The sequence below is a fragment of the Alteromonas sp. Cnat3-28 genome, assembly GCF_022348265.1.
Taxonomy (GTDB): Bacteria; Pseudomonadota; Gammaproteobacteria; order Enterobacterales; family Alteromonadaceae; genus Alteromonas; species Alteromonas macleodii.
On the sequence record NZ_JAKREY010000001.1, the window covers coordinates 153,060 to 167,071 of the forward strand.

The 14,012-nt window shown below is 44.1% G+C and carries 11 protein-coding genes; all 11 read right to left on the reverse strand.

Annotated features, from left to right (window positions below; translation table 11 throughout):
* Positions 1–41: 41 nt before the first annotated feature.
* On the reverse strand, positions 42–1,409 hold the full coding sequence (locus tag MHM87_RS00715; RefSeq protein ID WP_239257511.1) for a DUF1329 domain-containing protein: 1,368 nt from the start codon (positions 1,407–1,409) through the stop codon (positions 42–44).
* Positions 1,410–1,420: 11 nt separating this feature from the next.
* On the reverse strand, positions 1,421–3,481 hold the full coding sequence (locus MHM87_RS00720) for a DUF1302 domain-containing protein (RefSeq protein ID WP_239257512.1): 2,061 nt from the start codon (positions 3,479–3,481) through the stop codon (positions 1,421–1,423).
* 333 nt (positions 3,482–3,814) lie between these two features.
* Positions 3,815–4,057 (reverse strand): DUF2835 family protein, encoded by a 243-nt coding sequence (locus tag MHM87_RS19805; protein ID WP_014949547.1) that lies wholly within the window; start codon positions 4,055–4,057, stop codon positions 3,815–3,817.
* A complete protein-coding gene (pepN, locus tag MHM87_RS00730) occupies positions 4,044–6,653 on the reverse strand; it encodes an aminopeptidase N (protein WP_239257513.1) in 2,610 nt (869 codons plus the stop codon). The genes MHM87_RS19805 and pepN overlap by 14 nt, the downstream gene beginning before the upstream one ends.
* Positions 6,654–6,700: 47 nt before the next feature.
* Positions 6,701–8,176 (reverse strand): Na+/H+ antiporter NhaC, encoded by a 1,476-nt coding sequence (nhaC, locus tag MHM87_RS00735; RefSeq protein WP_171337039.1) that lies wholly within the window; start codon positions 8,174–8,176, stop codon positions 6,701–6,703.
* A 72-nt stretch (positions 8,177–8,248) separates the two neighbouring features.
* Entirely contained in the window at positions 8,249–9,583 is a 1,335-nt protein-coding gene (locus tag MHM87_RS00740; RefSeq protein ID WP_014949544.1) for a sodium-dependent transporter, read from the reverse strand.
* Between the two features lie 82 nt (positions 9,584–9,665).
* Positions 9,666–11,708 (reverse strand): carboxy terminal-processing peptidase, encoded by a 2,043-nt coding sequence (gene prc, locus MHM87_RS00745; RefSeq protein ID WP_014949543.1) that lies wholly within the window; start codon positions 11,706–11,708, stop codon positions 9,666–9,668.
* Positions 11,709–11,711: 3 nt separating this feature from the next.
* Complete coding sequence (gene proQ, locus MHM87_RS00750; RefSeq protein WP_239257514.1) at positions 11,712–12,380, reverse strand: RNA chaperone ProQ; 669 nt, start codon at positions 12,378–12,380, stop codon at positions 11,712–11,714.
* A 16-nt stretch (positions 12,381–12,396) separates the two neighbouring features.
* Positions 12,397–12,687 carry a hypothetical protein gene (locus tag MHM87_RS00755; RefSeq protein WP_014949541.1) on the reverse strand — a complete coding sequence of 97 codons (291 nt, stop codon included), beginning with the start codon at positions 12,685–12,687 and terminating at the stop codon, positions 12,397–12,399.
* Positions 12,688–12,689: 2 nt separating this feature from the next.
* On the reverse strand, positions 12,690–13,145 hold the full coding sequence (locus tag MHM87_RS00760) for a GAF domain-containing protein (RefSeq protein ID WP_014949540.1): 456 nt from the start codon (positions 13,143–13,145) through the stop codon (positions 12,690–12,692).
* Between the two features lie 12 nt (positions 13,146–13,157).
* Positions 13,158–13,889: an SIMPL domain-containing protein gene (locus MHM87_RS00765; RefSeq protein ID WP_239257515.1), complete on the reverse strand. Its 732-nt coding sequence runs from the start codon at positions 13,887–13,889 to the stop codon at positions 13,158–13,160.
* Positions 13,890–14,012 lie beyond the last annotated feature (123 nt).

Here is a 14,012-nt window from a genome sequence, read left to right on the forward strand (position 1 = left end):
AAAACGGCTGGCAATTGCCAACCGTTTGTTGTTTAAGGCGATTAGCGCATACCTTCTCGTCGTAACGCCTGAGGTGTGAATTCCACATCTCGTGGGCGAACGGTGAAGTCGTACATCTCTTCTTCGTTATCGAGGCCAATAGCCAGGTAACGACGTGAGTTCAAGTCATGGTACACATCCAGAGTAGACCACTGGGTAGGTACTTCATAATAGTTCACACCATACGCTACACCAACACGATAAAGTTCGCCACGATTATCATACATATCAGCAACTTGAATTTGCCAGCTATCTTCATCAATGAAGAATACACGCTTTTGATAAATATGACGGAAACCGTCTTTCAATGTGGCTTCTACTTCCCAAACGCGGTGTTTTTCCCAACGTGTTAGGTCTGGGTTAACGTGGTTTGGCTTTAAGATGTCATCGTACTTCGCATTATCTGAATGAAGTGCATAGTTGTTGTATGCAACGAACATTTCTTTCTTACCCACTAACTTCCAGTTGTAACGGTTTGGTGAACCGTTAAACATATCAAAGTCATCGGTAGTACGAAGGCCATCAGCTGCGGTTCCAGGTGTATCATAAGCAATGTTTGGTGCTAGACGTACACGGCGCTGACCCGTGTTGTAGGTCCATGCTTTACGCGGCTCTTTTACTTGGTCAACTGTTTCATGTACAAGCAGCGCTGTACCCGCCAAACGAGCAGGCTTTGTTACTTTTTGTTTAAACATGAAAAGGACGTTTTCGTCAGTAAGCTTTTCTGGTGTAGCACCTTCTTCTGCGTACTTAATTAATAACTGCTCGTCAAAACCGATTACGTTGTAATCACCACCAGTTGTTACCGCAGCTTGACCACCATTACGCTGAACCGCTTCACCGCGATAGCGAAGTATATGGTTCCAAATTGATTCAAGACCATTTTGTGGAATTGGGAACGGAATACCGAGAACAGCCCCTTTAATTCCGTTACCGCCGTCTAATAGCTCCGCGCTAGTTGCATTTACCTTAGTTGCATCGTAGATAGCCTGGGGATTAGACGCAGAACGACGCGTTGGGTAAACCGGCATACGGAAGGTTTCAGGGTAAGCTTCGAAAAGCTTTTTCTGACCTTCAGATAGAAAGTCCGCATATTCTTTGTAGTTTTGTGCAGTGATTTCAAATAGCACTTTATCTTCAGGGTACGGGTCTGGATGGTGATCACCCACTGTGTAGCCCGCTGGTGCTGAAGTAATACCGCCAGTCCACGCTGGGATACTGCCGTCTGCATTACCTGCTTTCATAGCGCCCAGTGGCGTCAATTCGTTACCTAGTTTATTGGCATCTGCGTCAGACACCTTTGCCATCGCGCTTGCACCTGACAGAGCAAGTGATAAAGCCGCAGCGATAATTCCTACTTTTCTAATCATAAATACCACTCTTAGATTGCATATTTGATGTTAAATGAAACGAAGTCTCTGTCTGATAGCGCATTAGTAGTACCAATACCGCCCCAGAAAGCGCTGTACGACGCTGTTGCTGACCACTTGCTTAGGTAGTCGAACGTCAATGAAATTGCAGCAGACTTAACATCTTCTGTGAAAAGGAATAGAGGGTCTGGTGTTGTACCCTCTACATCGTGAGAGAATGTTGCACGAGCACGTAAGTTAATTCCGGCCATGATGTCGTTGTAATCAGCAACAGCAAGTAAACGGTAACCCCACGCATCGTCAGTAGCAAACGGGTTAGTCTCTGGTCCGCCTGATAGCGCTTGGTGTAAACCTTCACGACTATTGCCATTGATAGGCTCTAGTGACGGCGTACGTGCTGTACCAGGCGCATTTAAGCGAATTACGTTCGGATCTGGCATATCTACAACGTTCACATAGCCTACTTCGCCTAATAGTACGAAGTTGTCAGAACCAAATTTAGGGCCAAATACGTGTGAGGCAGTAAACTGCATTTGCCATGTATCAGAGAATAGATAACCTTCCGCTGTCTCGCCTGGTCCTACTGCACGACCAATGTTGTTGAGCTGGGAGATACCCGCTAAGTCTGGACGTAGCCCCGCATTTGCCAATTGCTCTGGCATCCCCATATACAGCAATTCAACATCATCGATTTGAAGCGGCTCATCCACGCGGTAAGCAAATTCACCCGCAAGAGCCGTAGTACCGATATTAGTGTTAAAGCTCATACCATAGAGTTTGATATCTTCTGGGTAGAAGAACTCTGACTGTGTAAATGCACCCAGTTCAGTGATGTTGTCGCGAGTAACGGTATTAGATGCTAGGAACGCGAGATCTGCGCCAATACCTTCAGCAGTAAAGTCTGATGTCTTACCTGAAATAAGCGGGCGTTGGCTGTGGTAATTGATGTGATAGAAACTAAACTCTGTTTCATTCAAATTCTCGGCAAACCACGTCAAGCGTAAACCGTATTGACCTTGATCGTCGGCGTCGTTGTGCGCTGCGTCAGAAAAACCACGAATAGCCACTTTGGTTGGATAAGCAAGGTAGGCTTGCGAAATGTCCTCTGGATTAGCGCCAGAGCGAAGTAAATCACCGTATCCGTTTAACGCAGTGAGAAGGTGATCTAAGTCGATGTCTGGGTTACCACTGAAACCAAGCTGGACGTTTTGGCGTTGACCGCCCTCACCTGCAAAATCGTTGCCCGCGAAGTAACTGCCAGAAACTGGAAGCCAGCTGCGCTGCCATTCGTACTGGTAATAACCAGAAATACTCACTGTGTCAGTCAAACCTAAAGACGCGTACACCATCCCTACTGGAAGGAATACTTCTTTAAGTTCTGCACCTGGAGCACGAGCTCGTGTTACATCAACAGGGTTCGTTGTGTTAATACCGTGCTGGATGAATGTACTTTCACCCCAACTGATCACCTGACGGCCTACACGAAGCGTAAGTGGTTTGTCGCCAATCCACCAGTCGCCATAGAAGAATGCGTCGTAAAGACGTACATCGGTACACAGTAGGTCTTCTGCTTCAGGGTCTTGACACAAGTCGTATTGGTTACCCGTTATTGGGTTAGAGTATGGACGGTCGCCGTCCATTTGCTCAAAGTCGTAGAACCAGAAACCACGGGCGAAGAAACCATAGTCGCCAAAATTGATATCTAATTCATGAGTACCTGAAATTTGCGTTGCAAACGCGTCACCTGGATCGTGTGCAAGGTTACCAAGGTCACCATTGGTGGAATAACCGCCATCTGCTAAACCCCACACGTCGCCACTTGGGTATAAAGGGTTGAAAGCTGCGTGATAACCGCTCCAGTCGAATTGAGGATGGTTACTGTTACCTATAAGGTCGTAATCTCTTGCCTCTGTTCGAATACTTGTAGCTAATGTAAATGTTGAATCTAAAGAAATACTTACATCACCCACTTGCCAATTCGCAGCGTGTGCTGGTATTGCAGCAGCACCTAGCAGTGAGAGAACTCCCGCTGCTACCGGTGATATCTTAAAAGCGCTAGGCCCGTTTTTCATATTTTTATACTCCCAAGTCGATGTGACTTAATACGTGACATCATGACCAACCATAACGATTAACAAAATCATTACATCATTTTGCCATAACCGCAAGAACTAATCCTACCAGTTAACAAAATTTACAACATTAGTCGTATCAAATAGTTATTGCTTTATTGTGAGTATAAAAGGCATTTATAAACTTGCAGGAAAAATGTACAGAAATATTGCGAAACTGTTGCGTTAAGTATTTTGGAACGCTCAATGACAAAAGAAAACGCATAAGTGTTACGTATGGGAGTGGTGAAAGCTCGTATACAAGAGAGTAACTCGTCGCGTACAAAAAAGGCTCTATGCGAGCCTTTCAAAGGATTTTATTTTTTTGTTGGCATCAATAATCATCCTAAAACGACCTTTAATACCATCAGACGTAACAAATTGCCTGAGCCGGTTGGTCGGTACTTGGACGCTAAGGCCTGATTCACTGACCATGACCACATCTGGCATAGATGGAATATAAAGCACCTCACATTGCTTGTAAGGTGCATTTATTGAAAAGTAAAAAACCGAGTCAGTTTGGCTAATGCTTGTCATAAGCAAGGCTTTTACTTACTTTCTCAAACAAATCTTTACTTAAACCTTTGTGATTAAGCAAACGGCCAAGCTGTTGCTTCATATGAACCTGATGCTCGCTTGCAAAGCCCTGCCATTGCGTCAGTGGCGTTACAATACGGGCGGCAACCTGTGGGTTGACCGCATCGAGCTTAAGTAAGTAGTCGGTTACAAATTTATATCCACTGCCATCGAGTGCATGAAACCTTTCGCTGTTATAGAAAGCGAAGCTACCAATAACAGAACGAACACGGTTCGGGTTACTCATTGCGAACTGAGGGTGCTCACATAACATTGTGATAGTCGCAAAGATATCGTCTCGATTTTGTGTAGCGTGGAGTGCGAACCATTTGTCCAAAACAAGCGGGTCATGATTCCACGATTCCTCAAACTGAGCCATCAAACTGTCGAAAGTGGTGGCGCTACAGTGTTGTGCGCTTCTCAACGCGCCTAGCGTATCTGTCATATTATCAGCGGTATCAAACTGAGAAACCACAATATGCTCGTGTTGGGGTAACCGCGCTAAGTGTGCAAGCACGACATTTTTGCAGCGACGTTGATTCACCGCTTCTTGCGTGTAGCAATACGCGCTTTTCTCGATATTTTCGAAGACTTGTTTTAGCTCTTTTTCGAGTGCGCGAGCAAACTGGTCGCAGAACGCTTTTCTCGCTTTCGAAAGTGCGGATACGTTTATGTTACTTCGGCTTTGGCACAGAGTCTCAAACGAAGGTATGACTAAACATTCACTCAGCAATTCAAGGTTGTTCTGCTCTTGGGCAATCGCTTGCTTGATACCGTTCCAGATTTCATTGCTGATACCAGACCCCGGCGATTCCTCTAATTGCTTCACACAGCGGTCATACAACGTTTGCATTGCATCCCACCGATTAAATGGATCCTTCGCATGCTTAAATATAGTAAGTAAAGACTCTGTCCCCAATGGGTTTTCTACTTTCGCTGGCGCTGAGAAGTTACCCAATACTACAGGTGTTAAATTAGTAGTTTTGGCTTCTACAGTAAAACGCAAAGAATCATCTTTTAAAATGACCATGCCGTTTTGAATTAACGACTCGTTGTCTGTATAGCTTTTCCCCTCATCATCAATAATCTCGATATTTACAGGAATATATAGAGGAAGCTTTTCTTTCTGATCGGAGGTTGCAGGTGTGTGCTGTGACAATGTAAAGCTATGCTTAACAATGCCATCATCATCGACCTCAGTGCTGTGTGCGACAGAAATCACTGGCGTACCAGATTGACTATACCAGCGGGTAAACTGGGTTAAATCTAAATCAGTAGCAGACTGCATTGCTGAAATGAAGTCATCACAGGTGACAGCCTGACCGTCGTGTCTTCTAAAGTACTCGTCCATACCACGTCTGAATCCGTCAGGCCCCAATAATGTGTGGAACATGCGAATAACTTCAGCGCCTTTGTCATAAACCGTCACCGTGTAGAAGTTGTTCATTTCAATGACTTCTTCTGGACGAATTGGATGACTCATTGCACTCGCATCTTCTGCAAACTGGTGTTCTCGTATAACACGAACGTGCTTTATACGATTACTTAACGCCGAAGTCATATCAGCGCTGAACTGTTGGTCTCTAAATACAGTAAGCCCCTCTTTAAGGCTTAGCTGGAACCAATCGCGACAAGTAACCCGGTTGCCGGTCCAGTTGTGGAAGTACTCGTGCGCGATAACCGACTCAACATTAAAAAAGTCATCGTCGGTGGCACTTTTTTGATCGGCTAATACAAACTTACTGTTAAATACATTTAAGCCCTTGTTTTCCATCGCTCCCATATTGAAGAAATCGACGGCAACAATCATGTAGATATCTAAGTCGTACTCTAACCCGAACACATCTTCGTCCCACTTCATCGCCCGTTTGAGAGATTCTAATGCGAAAATACCTTGAGACTTTTTGCCTTTATCAACATAAAGTTCTAGCGCAACCTCTTTACCGCTAGTGGTGGTGTAGCTATCGGTGAGTAAATCGAAGTCACCGGCAACTAGAGCAAAAAGGTAGCAAGGTTTTGGATGTGGATCGTGCCATTTAACAAAATGCGTATTTTCGTCAACTTCGCCCTTGTCCACTGGGTTGCCATTGGCCAAAAGCATCGGTACTGATTTGTCGGCAACTACCGTCACTGTGTAGACCGACAAAACATCCGGGCGGTCCATGAAGTACGTAATGCGACGAAACCCTTCCGCTTCACACTGCGTACAATAGGCACCACCTGATAAATACAAGCCTTCCAGCGCTTTGTTGTGCTCAGGGGCAATGGTATTGGTAATTTCTAAGACGAACTCATCAAGTTCAGTAACCACGCTTAAAGCGCTATCTGTTACCGTGTATTCATTATCAGATAGGTGCGTACCGTTAATAGAAATAGAATCTAGCGATAAATTATCGCCATCAAGTACTAATGGACTATCGTGCGCGCCATTACGAGTGACGGACAACGTGCTGATAACTTTGGTTTGCGTTGGGTGTAGCGTTATATGTAGGTCAACTGTCGCTATTGAAAAAGCGGGCGGCTGGTAATCCGCCCGGCGTTTAGCTTGAACTGACATAGATCCTCCTGGAAGAAAGCCTACGTGGGTTTAATTGGAACTCTGTGTTAAACCGTATCTTTGCTGTTTACTTCAACATGCGGTGGCGTAATACGTAAAATCTTAATACCTAAATACGCATAAATAACAGCAAGGATCGGGTTGATTACGTTGAAGAATGCATAGAATACGTAATCAAATGGATTGACTAATAAAACACTGTGCATGTAAGCACCACAGGTGTTCCAAGGAATAAGTGGAGACGTAAGTGTGCCGCCGTCTTCAAGGCTGCGAGAAAGATTCAATTGGTCTAAACCACGTTTTTTGAATTCTTCTTTGTACATACGGCCTGGCATCACGATTGAAATATACTGATCTGCAGTAACCAGGTTGGTACCAAAACAAGTAAGAATGGTTCTGCTCACCATATCCCCTGCGGATTTTGCACCAATTAATATGGCAGAAACTGCACGCTTTAATAGGCCAACACGCTCTAATACGGCACCAAACGACATTGCACAGATGATCAACCAAATAGTATTTAACATAGAAGACATGCCACCACGAGAAAGCAAGCTGTTTAAGTTCTCGTCAGGTGTTGAGAAGCTTACGCCATCGAATAGCGCGGTCCAAACTACCTTCAACGCACCTACATTCACCGAGTCGTCACCATTTGCCATAGAAGTAACCACATCCCACTGGAATACAACTGCCCAGACTCCACCTAACAAAGCGCCGATAAAAACAGCTGGAAACGCAGGCATCTTTTTAATCGCTAAGGTGAGCAAAACGACAAGGGGAATTAACAAATGCCAACCTAAGTCAAAAGACTCGTTTAACAAAAGTTGCATCTGCTCAATGCGTTCTGCTTTGGCCTCACCCACTTCACTAAAGCCCAGTACTGTAAATAGAATAAGCGCAATAACAAAGCTCGGAATCGTCGTCCAAAGCATGTAACGGATGTGCTCAAATAAATCCGTGCCCGCAACGGCAGGCGCTAAGTTTGTTGTTTCAGATAAGGGCGAAATTTTATCGCCAAAGTACGAACCTGATACTACTGCGCCGGCGGTTATGGCTGCCGACATTTCCATGCCTGCAGAAACCCCCATTAGCGCAACACCCACAGTCGCCGCGGTAGTCCAAGAACTACCTATACTCATTGCAACAACCGCACAAATCAGACAAGCGGCAGCATAGAAAAACGAGGGGTTAAGCAACTCTAAACCGAAATAGATAAGCGTAGGCACGGTTCCGGCTAGCATCCATGTGCCAATAAGAGAACCTACCGCTAACAGAATTAAGCAAGCACCTAAAGACATTGAGATACCGTCTACAATGCCCTTTTCGATAGTTTTCCAGCTGTAGCCATTTTTCATTCCAATGATAGCAGCTAAGCCCATCGCTAAAAGAAGTGCAATTTGGTTTGGACCGTAAGAAGAGTTATCGGCAAACAAATAAACTGCGCTTCCCATCATTATGACTAACGCAAGAATAGGAAGCATTGCATCGAGAAGTGACGGCGTTTTTATTTCTTTATTCGTCATTGTCGTTTTTTAAAACCTTATTATTGTATTTGTAACGCGTTAAGCGTGCTGTCCGCTTTTTACCAGAATGCTTTAGAAGACTGAGCGGTAGAACATAAGCGCAATGATAACGGGACACACAAAGCGTACGTACCAAGGCCAAATCTTCCAGAAAATGCTGTGTTCAGCAAACTGATCACCTTGTTTAAGTTCATCGAGTATTGCATCTCTGCGCCACACCCAACCTGCGAAAATACACAAGGCGAGTCCTAGTAACGGTTGGCTATACTCGGTAGTTAATGCGATAACAAAGCCGAACAAGGTTTCAAAATTTAAAATGATGATGCAGCTTAATACAAAGATGACCGATGCCATTAATAACACGGCCTTTTTACGTTGAAGACCTTTACTTTCTACCATAAACGCAACGGGAACTTCCAACATTGAAATTGAAGACGTGACGGCAGCAATCGCCATTAGCGCGAAAAAGGTAAAAGCAACGAAAAGACCTACGCTACCAATGGTATCAAACAGTGCTGGTAGTACTTTGAAAATCAGCGTGTCACCTTGGATTAACGCGCCTTCAGGTGTGAAGATTTCAACGCCGTTGTTTAATGCAACGTACATGGCCGGGATAATAAGCATACCCGCAATAACCGCAACACCGATATCGACAAGCGCTACCGACGCACCAATGCTAGGTAGATTTTCATTTTTACTTAAGTATGAACCATAAACCAGCATGGTACCCACACCTAAAGACATTGAGAAAAAGGCTTGTCCCATGGCGTTAATTAATAAGTCTGGGTCTAGAACGCGAGAGAAGTCAGGTACTAAATATGCTGACCAACCTTCTACGGCACCAGGCTGTAGGCTCACATAAACAATCAGTGCAAGAATGAGAATAACCAATGTAGGCATCAAACGCACCGACCACTTCTCAATGCCGGACTTTACACCTCCGACAACGATAAATGCAGTTAAGCCCATGAATAAGAAGCAGAAAATAATGTTACGCGTAACTGATGAAGTGAGTAGCCAGTCGCTAGCACTCGTAAATCCCACCATGCTTACGGCTGCATCGGCGAAATAAACCAGCATCCATCCGCCTACAATAGCGTAGAATGCAAGGATAAGTGACACGGTAACACAGCCCCAAATGCCCGTTAGCCTTCCGACGAAATTGCCTGATATTTTACCTAAAGCGTCAACCATATTCGAACGTGAACTACGACCGATTATAAGTTCTGCCATAAGTACGGGATAAGCGAGTACAAAAGCCAGCAGTAAGTATACGAGAACAAATGCTGCGCCACCGTTACTTGCTACCTTTGTAGGAAAGCCCCAAATATTACCTAGTCCTACTGCCGAGCCTGCCGCTGCTAGCACGAACCCTATTCGAGAGGAAAATTCGCCTCTGATAGCCATGTTATTTCCCTTTATTATTGTTTTAATAATTTATAGACACAAAAAAAGGGCTGGCCCTAGACCAGCCCTTTTTTCTAATCACTTAATTTCTTGTGATAGCGTAACGGCCTGTTTCGATCATATCGAAAGTAATATTGGCTGCCTCGTCCAAGAATGGATCTAATTCTTCCATATCTTCAGGTAGGTCGTCCAATGTTGTGACAGTTTCCATTCCCAATCGCTGTAAACGTTCGTTAGCACGAGCAAGCGACTTCTCTTCCGCCTCTTTCTTCTCGCCTTCACGTACAGATTTAACTAATGAGATGAAGTTCTTGTCTTTATTTTCCTTATATTCCTTTATGTCGTCTTGGATATAAGAAAACTCAGGATCTTGTAAAATACGTTTGTTGTGCTTCGCTGTTAAAACATCAAGCGCAGCAGTACCGTCTGCAAACGTCGTATAGTTAGCGCGATTGATACTGTCCCATGGCAACGCATTTTCCGCTTGGCTTTCTCCCCATTCAGCTGGTTCAACCGCCGATGGATAAAGAATGTCAGGAATAACGCCTTTATGCTGGGTACTGCCGCCGTCAATGCGATAGAACTTGGCGATAGTAAACTGAACACTACCTAATGGGTTATCGTAAAGGTCATAAATTTTACCTAAACCGCGATGCTGCTGCACTGTCCCTTTCCCGAAGGTTTGTTCACCTACGATGAGAGCACGGTTGTAGTCTTGCATCGCTGCCGCAAAAATCTCTGAAGCAGATGCGCTATATCTGTCAACTAATACGGTTAACGGGCCATCGTAAGCCACTTCGCCATCTGTATCACGGTTAACGCTAACTTTGCTTTGACCGTATCGAATTTGAACCACCGGGCCTTTTTCGATAAATAGGCCAGTAAGTAACGTTGCTTCGGTTAGAGAACCACCGCCATTACCGCGCAAGTCTACGATAACGCCTTTAACGTTTTGCGCTTTCAAGCTTTCTATTTCTTTTGCAACATCCATACTAAGGTTGTTATAAAAACTTGGAATGGTGATTACACCTAGAGGTTCACCCGCGTGAGGACCAGTCTCTGGCACATATACTTCCGATTTGGCTGCGCGATCTTCTAACTTAATTTTATCGCGAGTAAGGCTAACTACCGACGTGGTTTTCGCGTCCGTGGCTCCTTTTTCAACCTGTAGACGAACAGTACTTCCTTTCGGGCCTTTAATTAACTCAACCACTTCGTCCAATCGCCAACCAATCACATCAACAAACTCTTCGTCGTCTTGTGCTACGCCAACAATTTTATCTTCTGGTTTTATTGCGCCAGACTCGTCTGCAGGACCGCCAGGTACAACGCTTTTGATTACCGTGTAATCATCTTCGCTTTGCAAAACCGCACCAATACCTTCGAACGACAAGTTCATGTCCATTTGGAAACGTTCAGCGTTACGCGGAGATAAGTAACTGGTGTGAGCTTCAATTGTACGTGCGAATGCATTCATTGCAGTTTGAAAAACGTCTTCGCTCTTTGCTTGCTTAGTGCGCTTAATCGCTCGCGTATAGCGTTTGGTAAGAAGTTCTTTCGCCTCTTCCCATGTTTTGTCTGCAAGTATTAGATTTAACGCGTCGTATTTAACGCGTTGACGCCAAATTTCATCCAGCTCAGCTTTATTAGCTGGCCATTCAGCATCTTCTCTGTCGTAAAAAAACTTATCGCCTTCTTTTTCAAAGTCGAACGGGCCTTTTTCTAACAGTGCAAGTGCAAATTCATAACGCTCAATGCGTCGTTTTGCGCTTACGTTATACATATCATAGGCAACAGAGAGGTTGCCTTTACTCAGCGCATCATCAAACAATGTGCGGTATTTCTCAAAACCCACAACATCAGACAGCAATAACACTTGTTTATTGTGATCTAATGAATCGATGAAGCGCTGGTAAACTCTAGCTGAGAGTGCATCATCCAACGAAATTTCCTTGTAGTGCGCCCTGGTAAAGAGTGCGCTTACTCGCTTAGCTGCAACACTGTGTTGAGATTCCTGTTGTAAAATGGGAAGCTCGTCTACCTCTGGTGTTGACGTAACTGCGCCTGCTCCTACCCCAACGGTAAGAAAAGCACTGGCGATGGAAATTCGAAGGATGTCTCTCATATTTTACGACCTCTTGGAGCGTGCCAAACGTAAAGCGTCTGCGTTTACTTTAACTACCATGCCTGAGTCTAATTGAACGTGAATGCCATCTTTAGCTACTTCGGTAATTACTGCAGGCATAGGTGCTTTACCTAATTTAACGGTAACTTGCGTACCTTGCTGTAAATCGCTATCTGTCAATTTCGCAGGTGGTGTATTGTTTGGTCTGTTATTTTTCGGTTTAGTTCCGCGCTTAGTATCAGCATGGTCCGAATTTGCAGATTTTTCACCTTTTGGACGATTAAATTGACGTTTATCTTTTCGCTTAGGCTGCTGAGCTAGCTTAGCTTTGCGCTTTTCAGCTGCTTTTGCTTTGCTTTCTTCTAACTGCTGCTGCGCATGATCAGCGTGTTCTTTTTCAATTGCATCGCCTTCAATGCCGTCTAAATCTACACGGTTTGCACCTTCTTTGATGCTATGAAGATAGCGCCAGCTGTTGGTGTAATGTCGTAGTGTAGAACGAAGTAAGGTTTTGCTAACGCGTTCCTCTTCTTCTAAACGTGTGGCAAGATCTTGAAAAATACCGATCTTAAGTGGGCGGGCCTCGCCTTCAATGCTAAAACATTTCGGAAAGGTCTCTGCAAGGAAAGCTATCACTTCCTTACTGTTGGTAAACTTCTCTGGTGATTCCATTAACTTTCTAAATTATTCAGGAGATTTCATCGTTACTTGCATCATCCCAAGTTGCCAGCGTGTGGTCAACCCAATCAAGCAATTCGTCGTCATCTATTTCTAATAAATGCTTATCTTGTTGCCAAGATTCCCATGCGTAGTGCAAAATTTGCTCTAAACGCTGTGTTTCAATATCTTCTTCTGCATTGTCGTACACCGCATGTAAGATGAAATTTAAACGTTCAGATGCCTCATCTGGGTCATCATGAAAGTCTTCCATATCCTCATACGTGGATAAAACAACGTGAATATCAACACTGGATTTCATAATTATTTCTGCGAATCCATAAGAATTTGAGCAATTTCAACGAGCCCTTTTTCGTCTTCTTCGGTAAAGCGTTCAAAAACAGGGCTGTCGATATCAAGTACGCCAACCAGCACATCGTTTAGCACTAGTGGAACAACAATCTCAGAGTTTGACGCTGCATCGCAGGCAATGTGTCCTTCGAACTGATGAACGTCTGCTATACGCTGAACAGTTCTGGTACTTGCACTCGTTCCGCAAACGCCTTTTCCAAGTGGAATGCGAATACATGCTGGTTGCCCCTGAAATGGACCGAGTACCAACTGCTCTTCTTTATAAAGGTAAAAACCTGCCCAATTCACCTCTTCGAGGCTATTGAAAAGCAGCGCACTTATATTTGCCATGTTAGCGATAAGATCGTGCTCGCCAGAAACCAAGCTCTTTGCTTGGTTTATTAACTGACCGTACTGTTGTTCTTTCAAACGAATTTCCTGCTATTGAACAATGTTAAAAGACACATTAACACGCGCTTCTATGCGCTCTTGGCCAGGTAAAGACATAGACATGTCTTTGGCAAAAGCTTCTGCGCGCATTACTGGAATCGGCATATTGCCACCAGATTCTGAGATTGCAACAACTTCACCTACTTCAATCTCTAATTCTTTTGCTAATAAGTGTGCACGTTGCTTTGCGTCTTTTACCGCAGAGATAAGTGCTTTTTGATAGGCATCGCCTTCACCAACTGAAATAAAGTTGAATTGTTGTATGCGATCAACACCTCGTTTGAGCACGCCATCTAATACTTTGTCATAAGTTTCAAGGTCAGTAGATGTGACGGTGATATCTCGTGACAACGTGAAACCTTCTTGCTGACGGCCTTGAGGCGTATTGATATAGCGAGGTTGTAAGCGTACTTGCATACTCTGAATGTGCTTTTCATCTATACCTTGATTAAGCAAGAACTTAACAATAGAGCGGAGGTCCGAATCAAGCTGAGTGTTCAGTTTACCTACTGTATTACCTTCTTCTTCAACAACGAGTGTGACTGAATAAGCGTTTGGTGTAACTTCTACCGCTCCTACGCCTTGCACATTTATAACCGCTTCTTGTGCGGCCTGTGCAGCAACCATAGGTGCAGATAAGGCAATAAATGATGATGCTAACAATGCTTTTTTAACTACACTTTTAGCTGTCGAATAAGTATTAGTACGCGTGATCATTTTCATAGAGATTCCTTTTTTATGGTGCCTTTTAATTACGTTACCTAAAGGATAAATGTTTAAAACTGAATAGTTTATGAATATACGCAATAAACGAAATCTTAGCACTGAACTAAGACGAGAAGAGAT